This is a genomic window from Methanofollis sp. W23 (genome assembly GCF_017875325.1).
Taxonomy (GTDB): domain Archaea; phylum Halobacteriota; class Methanomicrobia; order Methanomicrobiales; family Methanofollaceae; genus Methanofollis.
In genome coordinates, this window is the sequence record NZ_JAGGMN010000001.1 from 977,797 (window position 1) to 996,231 (window position 18,435).

Here is an 18,435-nt window from a genome sequence, read left to right on the forward strand (position 1 = left end):
GATGACTGACTATGAACTGACAGAGGAGCGGCTCGATGCCGTTCGCAGGATTGAGGGATTCCCTCAGGGAAAGGACAGGGACATCATCGCTCTTTCGGACCCTCCGTATTATACGGCATGTCCGAACCCGTGGATCGGGGAGTTTATCGAGAAGTACGGGCGGGAGTTCGATCCCGAGGAGAAGTACGACTGCGAACCGTTTGCGGCGGATGTGAGCGAGGGGAAGAACGATCCGATCTATAATGCCCATTCGTATCACACGAAGGTGCCGCACAAGGCGATCATGCGCTATATTCTCCACTACACGAAGCCGGGCGACATCGTCTTCGATGGGTTCTGCGGGACCGGGATGACCGGGGTAGCGGCGCAGATGTGCGGCAACCCGGACGCGGCGTACCGCAAGAAGGTCGAGACGGAGATGCCCGAGGTGGAGTGGGGCGCCCGCCGGGCAATCCTCTGCGACCTCTCACCGGCGGCGACCTTCATCGCCTACAATTACAACAACCCGGTGGACCCCGCGGCCTTCGAGAAGGAGGCGAAGCACATCCTTGCCGAGGTGGAAGAGGAATGCGGCTGGATGTACGAGACCGATCACGTGGTGGACGGCAAGGTGCAGGTGAAGAAGGACGTGCACGGCACCACGACGCCGGTGAAGGGGCGGATTAACTACACGGTCTGGAGCGATGTCTTCGTCTGCCCCTCGTGTTCAGAGGAGATCGTCTTCTGGGAGGCGGCGGTAGACCCGGCCGAGGGGAAGGTCCGCTCCGAGTTCCCCTGCCCGCACTGCGGCGCGGTGACGACGAAGCGCTCCCTTGACCGGGCATGGGAGTATGTCCATGACGACGCCCTGGGCGAGACGGTGCGGCGGGCAAAGCAGGTGCCGGTGCTGATCAACTACACCGTCATGGTGAATGGGAAGAAAAAGCGGTTTGAAAAGAGGCCCGACGAGAAAGACCTCGCCCTGATCAGGCGGATCGAGGGGGAGCGGATCCCATACTGGTTCCCGACAGATGAGTTGCCTGATGGGGAAAAGATGTCAGACCCGAGAAATGCCGGCGTCACCCATGTGCATCAGTTCTACTATAAGCGTCCTCTCTACCTTTTATCCAAGATATTTTCAATGCTTAATACTACTCAATCCCCAAACATAAGTTATCTGAAGTATACTTTCGACCAAACGATTTCAGGATTGAGCAGATTAAACCGGTATGGCCCAACCCATTATTCTCAAGTCAACAGAATGTTAAGCGGAACGCTGTACATTGGATCTCAAATTGCTGAAGTGTCCCTCCCTTATCTAATTGATGGGAAGATAAAGAGGCTGAAAAAGATCCTTGAGTCATACCAAAACTTCAGTTCACATATCTGCATTACGACCCAATCATCATCGAAAATAAACGATATCCCTCAAAATTCCATCGACTACATCTTCACCGATCCCCCCTTCGGTGGCAACCTGATGTACTCCGAACTGAATTTCCTTCACGAAGCATGGTATAGAGTCTTCACGAACAACCACTCCGAGGCGATCGTTAATAAGGTCCAGCGCAAGGCACTCCCCGAGTATCAGGCGCTGATGGAGCAGTGCTTCAGTGAGAACTACCGGATCCTCAAGCCCGGGCGCTGGATGACGGTGGAGTTCCACAACTCCAGAAACAATGTCTGGATGGCGATCCAGCAGGCGCTGACGCGGGCCGGGTTCGTGATCGCCGACGTAAGGACGCTGGACAAGAAGCAGGGTACCTTCAACCAGATATCCAGTTCCAACCAATCGGTCAAACAGGACCTCATCATCTCCGCCTACAAACCCAACGGCGGGCTTGAAGACCGGTTCAAACTCACCGCCGGCACCGAGGACGGCGTCTGGGACTTCGTCCGTCAGCACCTCAAACACCTGCCGCCCGCCCCTGAGAAGGACGGCGTCCTCCAGTACGTCCCGGAGAGGCAGAAACACCTCCTCTTCGACCGCATGGTCGCCTTCCATGTGCAGCGCGGGATCATCGTCCCCATTTCGGCCGCCGACTTCTACTTCGGGCTCTACCAGCGCTTCCCTGAACGCGACGGGATGTACTTCCTCCCCGAGCAGGTTCCCCTCTACGAGCAGAAACGCCTCGCCGCCGACCGCGTCGAACAGATGAGTTTCTTCGTCCACGACGAGAAGAGCGCCATCCAGTGGCTCAGGCAGGAACTCGACAACGCCCCCAAGACCTACCAGGAGATTCAGCCCGCGTTTATGATCGAGACCAGGAACACCGACAAACACGAGTCACTCCCGGAACTCGGCGACATCCTCGAACAAAACTTCCTCAAGGACAAAGACGGCCGGTGGTACGTCCCGGACCCCACCAAAGAGTCGGACCTCGAAAAAATCCGGGAGAAGGCCCTCCTCAAAGAGTTCACCGCATACCTCACCACGAGCGGCAGACTCAAGACCTTCAGGACCGAGGCCGTCAGGGCAGGCTTCAAGAAATGCTGGTCAGAGCGTGACTACGCCACCATCATCACGACCGGCAACCGCCTCCCGTCAAAGATCCTTCAGGAAGACGACGTCCTCCTGATGTACTACGACAACGCCCAGACACGGCAGGGGCACACCCAGCATGGACCTGGTTCAGACCGGCAGGTGGCTCTGGAGCACTGAGTACGCCGAACCGGTTCAGGTGATCGACACCCAGCAGATCTGGGGCACCACCACCTGTCGGTTCTGGGTCCCGAGCGCGAACACCGTGGCCGTCGGAGATGCAGCGTCCTGCACCTCCCTCGACCAGGCCCCGCCCCTGGAGAAAGACGAGGTGATCGCCCGCGCCGCCGCCGGCCGGATCATCGACCACCTCGCCGGCACCCCGCTCCTCGCCCCCCTCTTCTCGCCGGTCACCCCCCTCCCCCACCAGGTCGCCGCCCTCGCCCAGGCCTGCGCCCGCGATCCGGTCCGCTGCCTCTTCGCCGACGAAGTCGGGCTCGGCAAGACCATCGAAGCCGGCCTTGTCATCAAAGAACTCAAACTCAGGAACAAAGCCGCCCGCGTCCTCATCGTCGCACCGCGGGGCCTTGTCACCCAATGGGTCGCCGAGATGCAGACCCACTTCAGCGAGACCTTCACCCTTGTCGACCCAGCCGGCACCGACCCCTCCCTCTGGCACCAGATCGACCATGCCATCGTCTCCATCGACGCCATCAAACCCCTCAGACAGCGGCGCGGCTGGACCCCGGCCAGGATCCACCAGTACAACCAGGACCGCTTCCACGCCGTCACCCAGGCCGGATGGGATCTCATCATCGTCGACGAAGCCCACAAACTCGCCGGCACCAACCGACAGGTCGCCCGCCACACCCTCGGCCGCGGCCTCGCCCGCTCGGCCAGGCACCTCCTCCTCCTCTCCGCCACCCCCCACCAGGGCAAGACCGACGCCTTCCTCAGGCTCATGAGCCTCCTCGACCCGACAACCTTCCAGGAAAACGGCCAGATCAGCAGGGACGACCTCAGGCCCTACATCATCAGAACCGAGAAACGCACCGCCATCGGCACCGACGGCGCTCCCCTCTTCAGACCAAGGCAGACCAAGATCGTCGAAGTCGAATGGGACGAAGCACACCGCCTCCAGGCCGACCTCTACGACGGGGTCACCGCCTACGTCAGGACCGGCTATAACCGCGCCCTCACCGAGAAGAGAAACTACATCGGATTTCTGATGGTCCTCATGCAGCGCCTCGTCTCCAGCAGCACCCGCTCCATCAGGACCACCCTCGAAAAACGGCTTGCCGTCCTCGAAGGGAGTGCACCCCGAAGACCCCCCACTACCCTCAACGACTGGTGGGACATGGAGACCGACGAACAGATCGACGAGGCCGTCCAGGCCGAACAATCCTCCCATCAGGCAGAAACAGAGCAGGTCCGCCTCCTCCTCGACCTCGCCCGCCGGTGCGAAGCCACCCGCCCCGACGCCAAGGCCGAACGCCTCGTCGACCTCATGTACTCCCGCCGCGGTGAAGAGAACAACCCCAACCTCAAATTTCTCATCTTCACCGAATTCGTCCCGACCCAACAGATGCTCACCGACTACCTCACCACCCGCGGCTTCTCCGTCGTCTGCCTCAACGGCTCAATGGACATGGACGAACGCCGCCGGGCCCAGCAGACCTTCGCAACTACCGCCCAGGTCATGATCTCCACCGAGGCGGGTGGTGAAGGTCTCAACCTCCAGTTCTGCCACATCGCTATCAACTACGACCTGCCCTGGAACCCCATGCGGATTGAACAGCGGATCGGTAGAGTCGACCGCATCGGCCAGACCCACGACGTCATGGTCTACAACATGGTCTTCTCCGGCACCGTCGAACAGCGGGTCCACGAAGTCCTCCTCGAAAAACTCCTCGTCATCCTCAACGACCTCGGCTTCGACAAATTCAGCGACGTCCTCGACTCCAGCGAAGCAGAACGAGGCTTCGAAGACCTCTTCATCCATGCGATCCTCGACCCCGACCACACCGACCACTACCTCGACACCTTCATCGCCGCCGTCCAGGAACAGGCACGAGAGGAAAAGCAGACCCTTTCATCCCTCCTCGACCACCCGGTCCTCTCAGTCGGAGACATCCAGGACTACCTCCACTCGCCCCTCCCTGCCCTCACCGAACACCTCGTCACCTCAGCCTTCATGGCCCGCGGCGGAGAGATCACGCGCGGCCTCCAGGGCTTCGACCTCACATGGCCCGACGGCCACCGCCAGACTGGCATCGTCTTCGACCCGCCCGGCAATGACCCCGATCTGAACCTCCTCACCGTCGCCGATCCCGCCGTCAGCGCCCTGCTCACCAGCACCCCCTATGCCTCCCCCGACCAGCCCATCCCCACCATCCATATTCCCGACCTTCCCGAAGAGGTCAGGGGGCTCTGGTCACTCTGGAAACTCTCCGTCTCCGGCACACCGACCACCTCCCTCTTCGCGATCCCCTCCTTCATCGACGACACCGGCCACTCCTTCCCCATCGCCGCCCGGCAGATCTGGGATACTATAGCCAGAGGAGCCTTCTCGATCACCGGGGCAACAACCGCCGATCCAGCACTCTACGATCAGAGCAGAGACGGCGCCGCCGAGACCAGCCAGGGCACACAGACCAGACAGAACGGCACCCCCGCCATCTACCCGGTCCTCTTTCTCCACATGGAAGGCGGCCGACCATGACTGAATGGCAAGACCAGGTCCTCGCCACTCTCCTCTGCCAGGACTCCCCCCTCATCGTAGCACTCGACCCCGACCTCCTCCTCCTCGACGAGCAGATCTTCCAGACACTCCAGGCCAACCACTTCGACCTGCTCACTTACACCGACCCCATCGCCTTCAGGCATGCATACGAACCCAACTACCGGGAACCCCGGGACAACGGCAGAGAAACACCCCGCCTTATCGTCAGGTTCCCCCACACCCGCCGCGAATCAGTTCCCTACGACCTCCTCCAGCAGAGCGAATGTATCCAGATCTCTCTTTCCGAACTCTTCCCGGGCCTCGACTACAAGACCGTGCAGACCCTTGGCCCACAGTACTACGACGCTCTCTTCGAAGCAGCGCACAAGATCCGCGGCAAACGGTTTGGCAGGAAGCATACGGCCGCCTTCATCCTCGATCAGATCTTCTCGATCCGGCCAGATGACATAAGAACATCCACCGACCTCATCGCCCTCTTCTGCCGCGTTCACTACCACCACCAGACCATCCCCCCCATCCTCATCGACCACTGCCTGGAGATCTGGACTGATCGACATTTTGCCGGATTTTCTGAGATCAAAGACCTCTTTGATCACGACACCTTCATGGCATACCTCCAGGACGAATGGGCCAAATACATCGGCGGGAACAGCCCGGCACCAACCGTTCCCTTCGACCACGACCAGATCAGACTCTATATCGACACTTTCTTCATTGAAGGGGCGTTAAAACCCCTTCGTGCCCTTCCATCTGTCCAGGTTCCACAATGGGCACATTGCGGCATTGTCAATGACCAGGAGACTGAACAGTTATACCGGTTAAATTCCCTCCTCGACCGTATCCAGGAGTTCCTCCCAGGCCCAGACACCAGACTCAACGACTGGAAACAGTACGCACGCCTCTGGGCCGAAGCGGTCGTGCTCGTCTCGGCACTCTCGCCAGCGACGACACCAGACCAGGTCAAGACCAGGTACCACACCCTCCACCAGACCCTTGAGACCACGTTCAGGGACTGGCTCTTCAAGACCTTCCCCACCCTTCCTGACCGCCCATACCTCCCTGCACCGGTGATGGTACACCAGATCCCTCATTACCTTGCCCACCATGCAGGAGAACGGACCGCCCTCATCGTGATGGACGGCATGGCCCTCGATCAGTGGCTCATCATCAAGGAGATACTCGGTGACGGCTTTACCTATTCCGAAGATCTCGTCTGCGCCTGGGTCCCGACCCTCACCTCCATCTCGCGCCGGTCCCTCTTTGCCGGAGAAAAACCCTCTCTCGTCTCAGGAGTGAACAGAAAAACCTTGAGCGAAGAGAATCTCTGGCGCACATTCTGGCACAATCAGTCCAGACCAGAAAGAGACATCGGCTACTCACGGGGAAACACCCTTGTCTCTGACACAGAAGTGGACGAACTCGTTCACGATGCCACCCCCAGGATCGCCGGCTTTGTCATCAACACCATCGACAATCTCATGCATAGAAACATAATGGGCATGCCTCAGATGCACCTCGACGTCAGACACTGGGTAGAAACCGGAACCCTCCGGCGATTCATCACCCGTCTCCTCGACCGGGGATATCAGGTCTATATCACCGCCGATCACGGGAACATCTGTACTCCCGGCATGGGCGTTCCGCAACAGGGCGACCTTGTCGAAGAGACCAGCGCCAGAGCCCGCATCTACGATCACGCTTCATTCGCCGACGAGGGACACCAGGCGTTTCCGGAAGATTCCTGTGTATGGCCGTCGAACTATCTTGGTACCGGCCACACTGTCCTGCTTGCCGACGGGCTGAAGGCATTTTTCAAAAAAGATGAAGAGATCCTATCGCACGGCAGCATTTCAATGGAAGAAGTGTTTGTCCCATTTGTTCAGATCAGGAGCGCACAACAATGTCACAGATGATTGGATTTGACCGATCGATCACGCTGGACTGGCTTGACGCCACTGCCGGCATCTCCAGTGAAACCGATGATATCGAGCAGATCCGGAACTATTTACATGCATATCTTGCCGAAGAGAGACCGCATTATACTGCACGCCAGAAGACTATCACCGTGCTGACACGGATATGGAGCCGTATCCCTGAATCAGATCGTCCCCTCAGGGACGAGGCCTTCGAGCTGTTGCCGACACTGAACCAAGATGATCGTATCTGGCTCCATTGGGGCATGTGTCTGCTTGCATACCCCTTTTTCAGAGATATAGTGCGAACCGTGGACCGCTCGCTCCGGTACTATGACGGATTCTCAAAAACTGAGATCATCCAGCAGATGAGCGAGACCTGGGGGGAACGGACCACTATGCCGCGGGCGGTGCAACGGGTGATCGAGTCGCTGAAGGAATGGGGCGTTGTTATCACGTGTGATCAGAAGGGCAGGTATGAGCGTGCGATTTCTCTTTCAACACAGAACAAAGATGTCGAGATCTGGCTATTGAAGGCAGTCGCACATGCAAACCCAAATGGATCTCTCCCGATGGATCGCATACATACGATCCCTGAAGTCTTCCCCTTCACATCCTCTCTCACGATCCCAGACATCCTTACATCGAAAGAATTTGAGGTGTCTCAAATGGGCACCAACCGATTTTTCATTCGCTACTGAGGAAAAATAAGGGGTTAAATAATTTTTTTCAGTTATGATACTGTCCTTGTGATCCAATATCAGAACCTCATGAATGAACTGATCCAGATTAACCTGATGTCTGATCAATTGAGTTTAAATCGCGCAAGATGAGATCCTGTATCTCTTTTTTATTCTCTTTACCTAGACGACAGACCCCCTTTCTTGGAAGTACTCTGATATTGCCCTGTTGAGACTCCAGGTATGAGAACTCATTGCTCGTGATCATTACGATGTTTGTATCCTCGGGGATCTCCTCGAACCACCGGATCGAATTTAAGTATGAGATATAATGCTTTGGCAAACACAAAATCAGCATTGATCTATCAATACACAACTCTTGAATCTTAGTGCTGAAGTCCAAAGCATCGTCCAGACCTTCTAACCTCTCGATCGTATTGATATGATATTTGTGAGGTATAATCTCATCATTCTGATTGATCAATCCATACCTTCCTGAGATGATATAGAGATCGACATCACATCTCTTGCCTAACTCATCTACAAAAGAACGAACCTCAGAGAACATACCTGCATACATAAATTTCGCAGGTCGAATATATTCATATAACAACTCTTGGTACTTCTTTTCATTATCCAGATCATTTGTTGGAATCTTTAATCCGTTCTTTCCTAAGATCTGGAGGATATGATCATGTTTTCGAATGTCGATGCCAGTCCCGAACGTTGATTTCCAGATATTTCTCGTTGGCAAGATAGTTCCAGAATCATCAGTGATGATTATAACTTGTTTGAACACATGAAAACCCTTTCTTTGTGTAATAGTATGCTTAATCAAAATTATTTTTATGATCCAAAGAGAGTATTGATCATATCAACGAATAAATGCAATATAAGATTCTGTTTTTTTAAGATGGACTTCTGTAGAAGCCCTCTGGATATTTCTCTCTGGCAGAGGGGTGGTCGCCCCTTGAATCCCGCGCCAAACCCTGCATCCCAGCGGATCTTTGTCGGGGTCATGCCTGACGATCTGGAACAGATCGTCTTCACCCACTGAACTCATCATCTCCCCAGGGCATCGGAGGCCCTTCCATGCATGCGTAACGCCGTCGCCCCAGGAGGTCTGGAATGCGGGCGTTGCGACTCAAGTATAAAAGAATTTAATGGGCCAAATAAAATAAAATCCCCATATGATCGTAGACGTCATTTATATTCAAAACCACATTGATTGGATCTGTGATATCGTCGAGACCGGGAAAGAAATAGACCGCACCGTTCCCCCATCCATGCGCAAAGAACTCGCAGAGAAGATCCAGACCGACCTTCTGAACTATTTTGACGAGATCTCTTCTGGATCAGGGATCGACTCCATCGATTTTGACCTCGATTTTTTCGGGGTCGAAGATCTCATCGAGAGGATATTGGTCATCACCCAGAGGGCACTCGGCATGACAGACAGGGAATGCAGCGAGTCTGAAGATCTTCAGGATAAACTTTCAGATGCCCTGGACGAGGCGAACGCCTCCTGTTCATATGACGAGATCATCACCAGGATCTCTCAGGCAGGTTCCGCGTGTGTCAGGTCTCATTTTCATCTCTCTGAGGACCAGGGACAGATTCTGTTCAGAATATTGGAGAAAGAGTTGGATGAGGGGTGTTATGAATCTGTTCGCGAGATCTATGGGGACGAAATCGAGAGTTCTTCGTCAGAATACTCTCTTGACATGGACTCCTTCGATGAAAATGAGTTGACCCAGATCATCGTGCGCGACATCGAGGAAAAATTTCATGGGACGACGGTCCCAGAAGACGATCAGGTGAGACTGAAGACACAGTGCACGCACGCACTGCAGATATTGTGTAGAGAACTGGACCGATTCGCGTGCTATGAAAACCTTGCCTGAGGGTCTATGTGCCCAGAGAACCCCTATGGACGTCGGCCAGGGAGACGTTTACATCTTTTCAGCAGTTTACAGCAGTTCGCGGCAGGTGCCGACATTCAACAGGCCGCGTAATGCCGCCAGATCCAGCCAATCTCCCACATCCGGCGAGATCAGTGGATCAGTTACAACATTTCGGATCTCGCACACACACCCACCCACAGACCCATGAGGGCCCCGGCTACCGTGTGGGTGTTTGTTCTGCTGTACTTTAGTACTAAGAGAGAGACGCGTCTCTCTATCTGTACTAGTACTGTGAGATCAAACGCTTCTCCTCACCGTTTGATCGTCGCGGCACCTGCTGGGAATCTGCTAAAAATCTGCTGGAAAGGTGTAAGTATCGTCAGGGCCGGGAGGGGCCTCACGGGATCATCGCCCCGCCCCCCTCATGACCGGAGCAAAAAAGAGGGAACGAGCCTCCGCTGATTTATAGGAGATTCCTCAGTTCTTCGACACTTATATTGGCCTGCTTCAAAATAGGTAACCGCGTCGAAGCGTGACCGGCGTATGCATGGGCACGGTCAGTTTCAGGGTTGTATCGGGGAGGTGCTTATGGAGACGGAGATGGCTGCCCTGTTGCGCCGGACCACGACCCATCCATCTCTCTGAAGAGCCGGAACGATCCTGTCGTCATTCAGAACTGGCACCGTATTCATACGGCGATCTCGATCTGCTCGGACTGGTCTGAAAAAACAGAATCGTCCTCGACCGTTTCGAGGGAGAGATCAATCGCTTCCCTGATATTTTTCTATTGCTTCTTCTTTGGTATCCCCCTCACTGATGCAGCCCGGAAGGCTCGGTACAGAAATCGTGTATCTCCCCTTCTTCACTCGGCTCAAGCACAACCCGCAGTTTCATACCACCACCTGGCAATGTGGGTGTTTATACTTGATCATCCGGTAATGCCATGGAACCCTCTGACAATGATCCTGTTTCTGGCTGTCAGAACCTGTGCACTCCAGAAGGACATTCCAGAAATAAAAACCCGGGTGAGGTGGGTCCTTGATCCACTTCCACGTCACATCCGGCGGTTCCAGGAGAGAGAAGATGCCAATCCCCTCCTCAAGGAAGATACACGACTACATCTCCGATAATGCCTTGAAAATTCTATAAAATGCCCTATAGAATTAAAAATAAGAATCTTTTTCGCTTTTAGTTCCACATTCATAATGATGAAACAATTCAAACCCATATTCGGGTTGATAATCCTATCCCTGATTTTTGCCGCAATAGTGCTCGGTGCAGGCTGTACTGAAGCCGGTTCGACGGAGCAAAACAACACCAATACCAAGGCAATCACCGACATGTCCGGGCATGAAGTGATGATTCCGGCCGACCCCCAGCACGTTGCAATCATTGATAAAGGGCTTGTTGTTCAGACCATGATTGCTCTGGGTGTCGATGACAGGATCGCAGCCACAGGAGGAGTCATCAATCCGAAATCATCTGATCCGACACGAAATCGGGACACCCTCTATCTCAGGCCGGACCTTCTCACCCGATCCAACTTCGGGTATGCGTACTATGGCGGTTTTAACTTCGAGACATTGCTCGCCGCAGAACCCGACCTGGTCATCTGGCATATGCTCGACAATACGGAAAAGAACGATGCCACCGGGGAATTCATCGAGAAGATAGAATCTGCAGGTATCCCGGTTGTCATCGTCAAATCGGCAGGAGTGAACGGGGCGGAGAACTCAATTGAAACCCAATATGAAGCCATCCGTCTCATAGGAGAGATCTTTGACGCACAGGACCGGGCAAATGCGATTGTCGGATATATCAACACCACAATCACGATGGTACAGGAACGTACGGCAAACATCCCGGACGATGAGAAACCCTCCGTGCTCATCGTCGGACTTGCAAAGGACGGTTCCGCCTATGTCTGGGGAGAGGACTACGGCTCTGCCAGATTCTCAACTGAGATCGCGCATCTGAAAAATGTTTATCTGGGCAACCAGACGCAGATCATGTCAAAAGAGCAGATCATTGCTTTCAAGCCGGACAAACTTGTAGTGGTAGACGGGCCGATCGCGATTCCAGCCCCTGAAGACTTCTATACCCTGGAAGGATTCGAGTCATGGAGTATACTCCCGGCAGTAGAAAACCACGACATTGTTACTGTAGGAATATGCCCCTGGTGGGGAGACTTCTGCCTCGAATTCCCGACCGTCATCCTCCTCGAAGCAAAGAGCACCTATCCAGATCAGTTTGAGGATGTAAAGGTCAATGAGTGGTTAACCGACTATCATACCATGCTGTACGGGATCAACGCCACTCAGGCAACCGAACTCGCCGATAAACAATACCTCAAATGGACCTATGACTCCTCATACTAACACTTTTAGAAAATGAACACATCATCCCCAAAAAAAGACAAAAATATATTGTATTTTGGCGGAGTGATCGTTTCACTCCTCGTTCTGATACTCATAGCTCTCTGTGCCGGTGCGTTCCCGGTAACCCCGGGCAACATTCTCTCGGTTCTTTGCTCCGCACTTTTCGGGGAGGCCAGTGAGAACGTATTCCACTCGGTGGTGATACTGGACGTCAGAATTCCACGAATACTCCTTGCCGTCAGCATCGGTGCAGGCCTCTCCGTCGCCGGGTGTGTTTATCAGGCCGTTTTCAGAAACCCTCTTGTAGAGCCGTATCTTCTCGGTGCATCGTCAGGAGCGGCCTTCGGGGCAGGGCTCGCAATCGTTCTCGGGTTTCAAATCTTTTCTCTCCAGGTCACGGCACTATTATTCTCGTTGTCCGCAGTATTCCTGGTCTATTCTCTCGCAACGAAAGATGGAAAAACACAACTCCTCCACCTCATCCTGATTGGAATTGTGATAAATGCGTTATTTACCGCGGGACTATCATTCCTCAAGACTATCGCTCATTCAGAGCAGTTGCGTGACCTGACGTTCTGGCTCATGGGAGGGATCTATGTTGCCGACTGGAAGGACGTACTGATCATTGTGCCGGCAATTCTCATTGCATTTTTGATCCTATGGAGTATGGCCTGGCGAATGAACGTAATTACTCTTGGCGACGACGAGGCACAGACCCTCGGATTGGATGTTCAGAAGACACGAATCATTACCATATTCTTCTCTACCCTGATCGCGTCACTCGCAGTTGCTACTGTGGGGATCATTGCGTGGGTCGGACTCATTATCCCGCATATCGCGAGAATGCTTGTGGGACCTGAACATCGGGCACTCGTCCCCTTCTCTGCACTCTTCGGGGGGGCCTTTCTCCTGCTCTGCGACACGCTCGCTCGAACCCTGACAGGGGGCGAGGTTCCGATCAGTATTCTGACCTCTGTTATCGCTGCACCATATATCATCTACCTTGTCCGGAGGAACAAAGCGATCTTTGTCGGATGACCATGTTCACGATAGACAACCTTTCATTCAGGTATACCCGGAACAGAGTTCTTGAAGAGGTAACGGTTCATATCCCGAAAGGATCGCTCTGCGCACTGTATGGGCCGAATGGTTCGGGAAAATCAACACTCTTGAAGTGCTGTCTCGGGTTACTCAAAGAGTATACCGGCACCATTGCCTATGATGGTCAGCCCATGGAATCTTTGGACTCCAGAGAAAGGGCAAAGTTAATGGCGTACGTGCCGCAGAGTCAAACGCAGACATTCCCTTTTACCGCCTTTGAAATCGTTCTGATGGGACGCAACCCCTATATTTGCCACTACAGGCCGACGAAAACAGATGAAATCCTTGCCGACAGAGCGCTTGACGCCCTGGGAGTCTCCAGTCTCCGGGACCGCCCTATCACCGAATTAAGTGGGGGAGAGAAACAACTGGTGACCCTTGCTCGCGCCCTGAATCAGGACACCCCACTTCTGTTCCTCGACGAACCATCTTCAGCCCTTGATTATTCCAATCAGTTGCTTGTCTGGAGTTGCATGAGGACATTGGCCAGTTCAGGCAAGACGGTAATTGTGACGACCCATGATCCAAACCACGTACTCTGGTATTGTTCTCATGTGGCCATCCTGAAGAGAACGATCCTTGATTATGGAGATCCAGAGGAAGTTATCTCAGAAAAAAATCTTTCCAAACTCTACGGCCCGGTCTCGACCGTGATGAAATCTGAAGGGAGGCAGGTTGTTCTCCCCACTGAATATATGAATCATTTCAACCGAATATGAAGCGGTTCTGGTCTCCCACATACCTATCTATCCGGGGGATTACGATGCCATCTTCCAGGAACACTTCAGATCAATCCATCCGCAAGTTCCAAAATCCTCTCCCGCAGCGCGAGCCGCTCCACCCACGCCGCCGGGATCCCCTCCTCCCCATAATACGCCCCGGCGATCTGCCCATACACCGCGCCGGTGGTGTCGGCGTCGTCGCCGAGGTTCACCGCGAGCAGGCACCCCTCCCGGAAGGAGGTGCTCCGGTCAAAGGCCCAGAGGGCGGCCTCCAGGCAGGAGACGACATAGCCGCTCCCACGAATTTCGGGGGGCTCCTTCTCGCGGAATGACCCGGCCGCGACCGCGTCCACCTCAGGGCAGAGGGGATGGGCGTCCCGGTACCCCGGCACCGGACAGAAGCGCTCGGCCAGGAGATCCTCCTTTGAAGCGCCCTGCACCGCCCCGGCCAGCAGCCCGCCGAAGTACCGGCAGGCGTCCACCGCGGTCTGTGCCCCGTGGGTGGTCCGCGAACTCTCACCTGAGAGGGCGATCGCACGGACGGGGTCGGCGGCATAGAAGAGGGGGACCGGTGCGAGACGCATCAGCGAGCCGTTGCCCGCGGCATGAGGGCTGGTGGGGCCAGGGAAGGGTTCGCCAGAGAGCATGAAGCGCTGGAGCGCCTTTCGCGTCGTCGTCCCGATATCAAAGCAGGTCCCGTTGCTGGAGAGGTAGCCCTCCATGAACCACCGGCAGTAGCGCTCCAGCTGATCGACCGGGTCAAACCCCCTGCACTCGACCAGGCTCTCGGCAAGGCAGAGGGCCATGGAGGTGTCGTCGGTCCACTCCCCGGCCTCAAGGGCGAACGGCCCGCCGCCGACCATATCGGTGATCGGTTCGAACGAGCCCGGTAGTTTGAACTCCAGCGTGGTGCCGAGAGCGTCGCCGGCGGCCAGGCCGAGGAGAGCGCCGCGGACGCGGGAACGGTGGTCCATCATGCACCCTCCATGCTCTTGCACAAAATGTCCCTCTGCTCTCCCTGTTTACAGGGACACTGGATCCCTCCCGGTCCACACAATCCCTTATCACGATTCGTACTAATCGAGATTAGGCACAGGGAGTGTGAAACTACCTGTCTCTTTCCTGCCAGTTTTATATGATGCTACTCCCGCTCGAAGATCCTGAGGAGACAAGGACACTCTCCCTCCCTATCACACCCCTCACACTCCACAAAGCAGAACCGCCCCGCCTCGATCGCCTCCACCGCCTGCACGGTCCGCGCACGCACCGCCTCCTCGTCGACCTCCACGGCCACGAAGCGGTCGAGGTGCGTGAAGTAGAGGAGGGGGCGCACCCTCTGCCCGAGGATTGCCTCGGCGGCGTCGCGGTACACCACCATCTGCATCGCATACTCGTCCACCTTTGCAGGCACCGCCTCCTCTCGCACCCGCCCGGTCTTGTAGTCGATGAGCACCCATTCGCCGCCCGCCGTCCTGACCAGGCGGTCGATCGCTCCCTTGAAGAGCACGCCGCCGAGCCTTACCCTGAAGGGGACCTCGCAGTGGTCGGCGAGCGCCCCGGCCATGAGCGGCGAGGCCATGAAACGGGTATAGATCTCCTCGCATGCCGTGACGACCGCCTGGTCGTCGACGCCGTACCTGGCGCAGACCGCCGCCGGGTCCCGGCCGCGGAGGACCTCGTGGAGGATGAGCCCCTTTGTCGTCGCCCATCCCGGGGGTTGGGGTCCGCGGGCACGTCGGCCCGCCGCCTCCTTCCCCTCTTCATAGGCCCGAGGGCAGGCGAGGTAGCGCTCGATCTCGCTCACCGAATAGGGGCGCTCCTCCTCGGCGACGACGATCGACGCCGGGCCTCCGGAGGGGAGGTCCCCGGAAGGCAGGACGATGGGCCCGGCGACCCCGGTCTCCTCGGCCTCGACCCCTGGGAGTGCAGCGGTGATCGTGAGGGTGACCCCGCCCACCTCGGTCCCGCCGGCTTCGACCTCCTCCTCAGAGAGCCCGACCGCCGAGCAGAGCCAGTCCATCCTGGTCGGAGATGAGGGGAGCGGCGTTCCGAGTTCTTCAGGCCTCACCCCTGAGAGGACGAGGTGGTCTCTTGCCCGCGTCACTGCCACATAGAAGAGCCGGAGTCTCTCGGCCACGAGTTTCTGCTCATGCTCCATTTTGAGGAGGGTGTAGACCGGGGTCTCCTGGGGCGTGAAGTCGCGGGCAGGGTCGGGGATTTTTGCGCCCATCAGGAGCCTGTCCTCGATGAAGATCTTCTGAGAATTTGAAGGCGGTTCCTCGGCAAGCCCTGGCACGATGACCACTGGGAACTCCAGGCCCTTGGCCGCATGGACGGTCATGATGCTGACGGCGTCGGTGGCGGTCGGGTCCAGGTGGGCCTCGCCCTCCTTCTCCTCTTCCTCGATGCAGCGCTTCAGTTCTGCGACCCATGCCGCCAGGGAGACCTCGCCGGCGGCCCGCGTCATCCCGACGAACTTCTCGACATTGGCCAGGCACTGCGCCCCGTCGGGCATGCCCCCGTACACCGCATAGATCCCTGAGTCGTCGAGAACCCGCCCGAGGAGGAAGGGCACCGGCACCCGGCGGGCGAGTCTGGCCCAGGTCTCCAGGAGTGCGGCCGCCGCGGCGAGGTCTGAGGTCGGGTGTTCGGCGGCGTAGTCGTACAAACGGTCCCTGAGCGGTGCTGCACCGGCCATCCTGAAGAGGTCGGCGTCTGAGATACCGAAGTACGGCGACCTGAGCACCCCATAGAGAGCGACGTCGTCGAGGCCGTTGTCGAGGACACAGAGGAGGTTGTAGAGGTCGTAGACCTCCTGGCGGGCATAGAACCCGAGGCCTGAATGGACGTGGTACGGGACCCCGGCCGCCCGCAGCGCCCGCTCATAATAGGCAAGATTGGTCCGCCGCTCAAGGAGGATGGCGACGTCGCCGTACGCCGCGGGCCGAGGCGCCTCCCTGTCAGGGTAGACCATGAAAGTCCCGACGAGGTCGGCGACCTTCTGCGCCACCATCTCAGCCTCGTTCTTCTTCGCCGTGACCGTGTCCTTGTCGGCCGGCGCGAGGAGCAGTTCCACCGAGCCTTCGTCCTGCCGACATGCCCTCAGGGGGTCGTAGCGAAACTCCCAGGGCTTGCTCGCTCCTGCCATCAGCGCCGAGAAGACGGCGTTCACGAACCCGACGACCTGCGGCGTGCTCCTGAAGTTGACGTCGAGGGACACCTCCCTCCCGCCGAGGTCGGTCTCGATCGCCTCCCTGGCCCGCTTGAAGAGCGTGACGTCGGCGTCCCTGAAGAGGTAGATGGACTGCTTGGGGTCGCCGACGATGAAGAGGTGCTCCTGCTCTTGCACCAGGTCGCCGAGGATCCTTCTGAGGATTGTCGTCTGCACCGGGTCGGTGTCCTGGAACTCGTCGACGAGGATGTAGCGGTAGCGGGTTCTGAAGTGCTCTGCGACCAGGTGGTCGTGCTCGCAGAAGAGCCGGTAGGTAGAGTGGATCAGGTCGGAGAAGTCGAGCCCGCCGAGCCGCCGCTTCCCGGCATTGTAGCGGTCGAGGAAGGTGGAGAAGACCGTGCCAAGGTCGGCGAAGAAGTCCAGGGCCGTCTGCGTGAAGGGGTCGTCCCTCTCGACCGAGAGGGTGCAGATCTCTGCGTAAGACTCGATGGCCGTCTTGAACTCATCGAAGGTGGCCCTGACCAGGACGAGGTCGTCTTCATCCCAGTTCTTCTTCTGGCCAAAACCCCTCTTGAACGTCGCGTTCACCCCGGCGACGGCGGCGATCCCGGGTGCGTCCCTGACCGGGAGGAGGGGCTCGACGGCACGAAGGTAGCGCATCGCCGGATCAGCGTCGCCAGGATAGCGTGCCGCAAGGTCGCAGAGGGTCTCGACGAGGGCCTGGCAGTGCGTGTCCTCCATGAACGCAGCGAACGCCTCCGCCTGCGCGGCCCTGATCCTCGTCTCCCATGCGTCGAGCACCATTCCATCGTCCTCCCCGAGGGCGGCGAAGAACTCCCCGGCGGTCTCGCGTTTGTTGTAGAGGCGCAGGAGACACTGTTCCAGCCCCGAGGCTCCGAGGGCGCGGAGGGTGCGGATGACCGCCGCCCGGCACTGCTCTGGCGGTTCGCCATAGACCAGCCCCTCGATGACCTCGTCTCTGATCTGCCTGGCCTGGCGCTCGTCGAGGACCACACACGCAGGGTCGACCCCGGCCTCGAGCGGGAATTCGTGGAGGCACCCGGTGCAGAAGGCATGGAAGGTGGAGATGCTGGCCCACGAGAAGTCGTCGCGGATCTGGCCCCACCGCTCGCCCTCTTCTCTGTCGATGGCGATGCGGACCCGCTCTTTCATCTCGGCCGCGGCATTGTCGGTGTAGGTGAGGGCGAGGATCTCCCTGACGCCGCACGCCTCCGTCTTCAGGAGGTCGATGTATTTGGTGACCAGGACATGAGTCTTGCCGGTCCCGGCCCCTGCGGTGACGCAGATGCTCTGGTCGTGGTGGAGAGCGGCCTCTTCCTGGCGTTCAGTCAGCGCCATCT

At 57.1% G+C, this 18,435-nt stretch carries 12 protein-coding genes; 8 read left to right on the forward strand and 4 right to left on the reverse strand.

Annotated features, from left to right (window positions below):
• The first annotated feature begins 1 nt into the window (after window position 1).
• From J2129_RS04040 to J2129_RS04055, 4 genes are read left to right on the forward strand one after another with little or no spacing between them, the layout of a single operon-like run.
• Window positions 2-2,641, forward strand: a complete 2,640-nt coding sequence (locus J2129_RS04040) for a DNA methyltransferase (RefSeq protein ID WP_209629648.1) — start codon at window positions 2-4, stop codon at window positions 2,639-2,641.
• Window positions 2,601-5,183 (forward strand): helicase-related protein, encoded by a 2,583-nt coding sequence (locus J2129_RS04045; RefSeq protein ID WP_209629649.1) that lies wholly within the window; start codon window positions 2,601-2,603, stop codon window positions 5,181-5,183. The genes J2129_RS04040 and J2129_RS04045 overlap by 41 nt, the downstream gene beginning before the upstream one ends.
• A complete protein-coding gene (pglZ, locus tag J2129_RS04050; protein ID WP_209629650.1) occupies window positions 5,180-7,117 on the forward strand; it encodes a BREX-3 system phosphatase PglZ in 1,938 nt (645 codons plus the stop codon). Before J2129_RS04045 ends, pglZ begins: the two co-directional genes overlap by 4 nt.
• Complete coding sequence (locus J2129_RS04055) at window positions 7,105-7,818, forward strand: hypothetical protein (RefSeq protein WP_209629651.1); 714 nt, start codon at window positions 7,105-7,107, stop codon at window positions 7,816-7,818. The genes pglZ and J2129_RS04055 overlap by 13 nt, the downstream gene beginning before the upstream one ends.
• 88 nt (window positions 7,819-7,906) lie before the next feature.
• Here the strand turns inward: J2129_RS04055 and J2129_RS04060 are convergent, their stop codons facing one another.
• A complete protein-coding gene (locus tag J2129_RS04060; protein ID WP_209629652.1) occupies window positions 7,907-8,596 on the reverse strand; it encodes a hypothetical protein in 690 nt (229 codons plus the stop codon).
• A 487-nt stretch (window positions 8,597-9,083) separates the two neighbouring features.
• Between J2129_RS04060 and J2129_RS04065 the strand changes: the two genes are divergently transcribed.
• On the forward strand, window positions 9,084-9,701 hold the full coding sequence (locus tag J2129_RS04065; RefSeq protein ID WP_209629653.1) for a hypothetical protein: 618 nt from the start codon (window positions 9,084-9,086) through the stop codon (window positions 9,699-9,701).
• 761 nt (window positions 9,702-10,462) lie between these two features.
• Here J2129_RS04065 and J2129_RS13010 read toward each other — a convergent pair.
• Window positions 10,463-10,567 carry a type II toxin-antitoxin system HicB family antitoxin gene (locus J2129_RS13010; protein WP_348632286.1) on the reverse strand — a complete coding sequence of 35 codons (105 nt, stop codon included), beginning with the start codon at window positions 10,565-10,567 and terminating at the stop codon, window positions 10,463-10,465.
• A 339-nt stretch (window positions 10,568-10,906) separates the two neighbouring features.
• Here J2129_RS13010 and J2129_RS04075 point away from each other — a divergent pair, with 339 nt between their 5' ends.
• Genes J2129_RS04075 through J2129_RS04085 form a run of 3 tightly spaced genes read left to right on the forward strand, consistent with a single transcriptional unit; the run spans window position 10,907 to window position 13,899 of the window.
• Window positions 10,907-12,079, forward strand: coding sequence for an ABC transporter substrate-binding protein (locus J2129_RS04075; RefSeq protein WP_209629654.1), 1,173 nt, complete (start codon window positions 10,907-10,909; stop codon window positions 12,077-12,079).
• Window positions 12,080-12,091: 12 nt separating this feature from the next.
• Window positions 12,092-13,117: an iron ABC transporter permease gene (locus tag J2129_RS04080; protein ID WP_209629655.1), complete on the forward strand. Its 1,026-nt coding sequence runs from the start codon at window positions 12,092-12,094 to the stop codon at window positions 13,115-13,117.
• Window positions 13,118-13,119: 2 nt separating this feature from the next.
• Entirely contained in the window at window positions 13,120-13,899 is a 780-nt protein-coding gene (locus J2129_RS04085; protein ID WP_209629656.1) for an ABC transporter ATP-binding protein, read from the forward strand.
• A 65-nt stretch (window positions 13,900-13,964) separates the two neighbouring features.
• Here J2129_RS04085 and J2129_RS04090 read toward each other — a convergent pair whose 3' ends face one another.
• Together J2129_RS04090 and J2129_RS04095 are read right to left on the reverse strand one after the other, a co-directional pair.
• On the reverse strand, window positions 13,965-14,900 hold the full coding sequence (locus J2129_RS04090; RefSeq protein WP_348632287.1) for an ADP-ribosylglycohydrolase family protein: 936 nt from the start codon (window positions 14,898-14,900) through the stop codon (window positions 13,965-13,967).
• Window positions 14,901-15,043: 143 nt separating this feature from the next.
• Complete coding sequence (locus tag J2129_RS04095; RefSeq protein ID WP_209629657.1) at window positions 15,044-18,433, reverse strand: UvrD-helicase domain-containing protein; 3,390 nt, start codon at window positions 18,431-18,433, stop codon at window positions 15,044-15,046.
• Window positions 18,434-18,435: the final 2 nt, after the last annotated feature.

Coding starts and splice junctions, on each gene's coding strand:
- J2129_RS04040 (WP_209629648.1), top strand. CDS start 2: ATGACTGACTATGAACTGACAGAGGAGCGGCTCGATGCCGTTCGCAGG.
- J2129_RS04085 (WP_209629656.1), top strand. CDS start 13,120: ATGTTCACGATAGACAACCTTTCATTCAGGTATACCCGGAACAGAGTT.
- J2129_RS04045 (WP_209629649.1), top strand. CDS start 2,601: ATGGACCTGGTTCAGACCGGCAGGTGGCTCTGGAGCACTGAGTACGCC.
- pglZ (WP_209629650.1), top strand. CDS start 5,180: ATGACTGAATGGCAAGACCAGGTCCTCGCCACTCTCCTCTGCCAGGAC.
- J2129_RS04095 (WP_209629657.1), bottom strand. CDS start 18,433: ATGGCGCTGACTGAACGCCAGGAAGAGGCCGCTCTCCACCACGACCAG.
- J2129_RS04075 (WP_209629654.1), top strand. CDS start 10,907: ATGATGAAACAATTCAAACCCATATTCGGGTTGATAATCCTATCCCTG.
- J2129_RS04080 (WP_209629655.1), top strand. CDS start 12,092: ATGAACACATCATCCCCAAAAAAAGACAAAAATATATTGTATTTTGGC.
- J2129_RS04065 (WP_209629653.1), top strand. CDS start 9,084: ATGCGCAAAGAACTCGCAGAGAAGATCCAGACCGACCTTCTGAACTAT.
- J2129_RS04055 (WP_209629651.1), top strand. CDS start 7,105: ATGTCACAGATGATTGGATTTGACCGATCGATCACGCTGGACTGGCTT.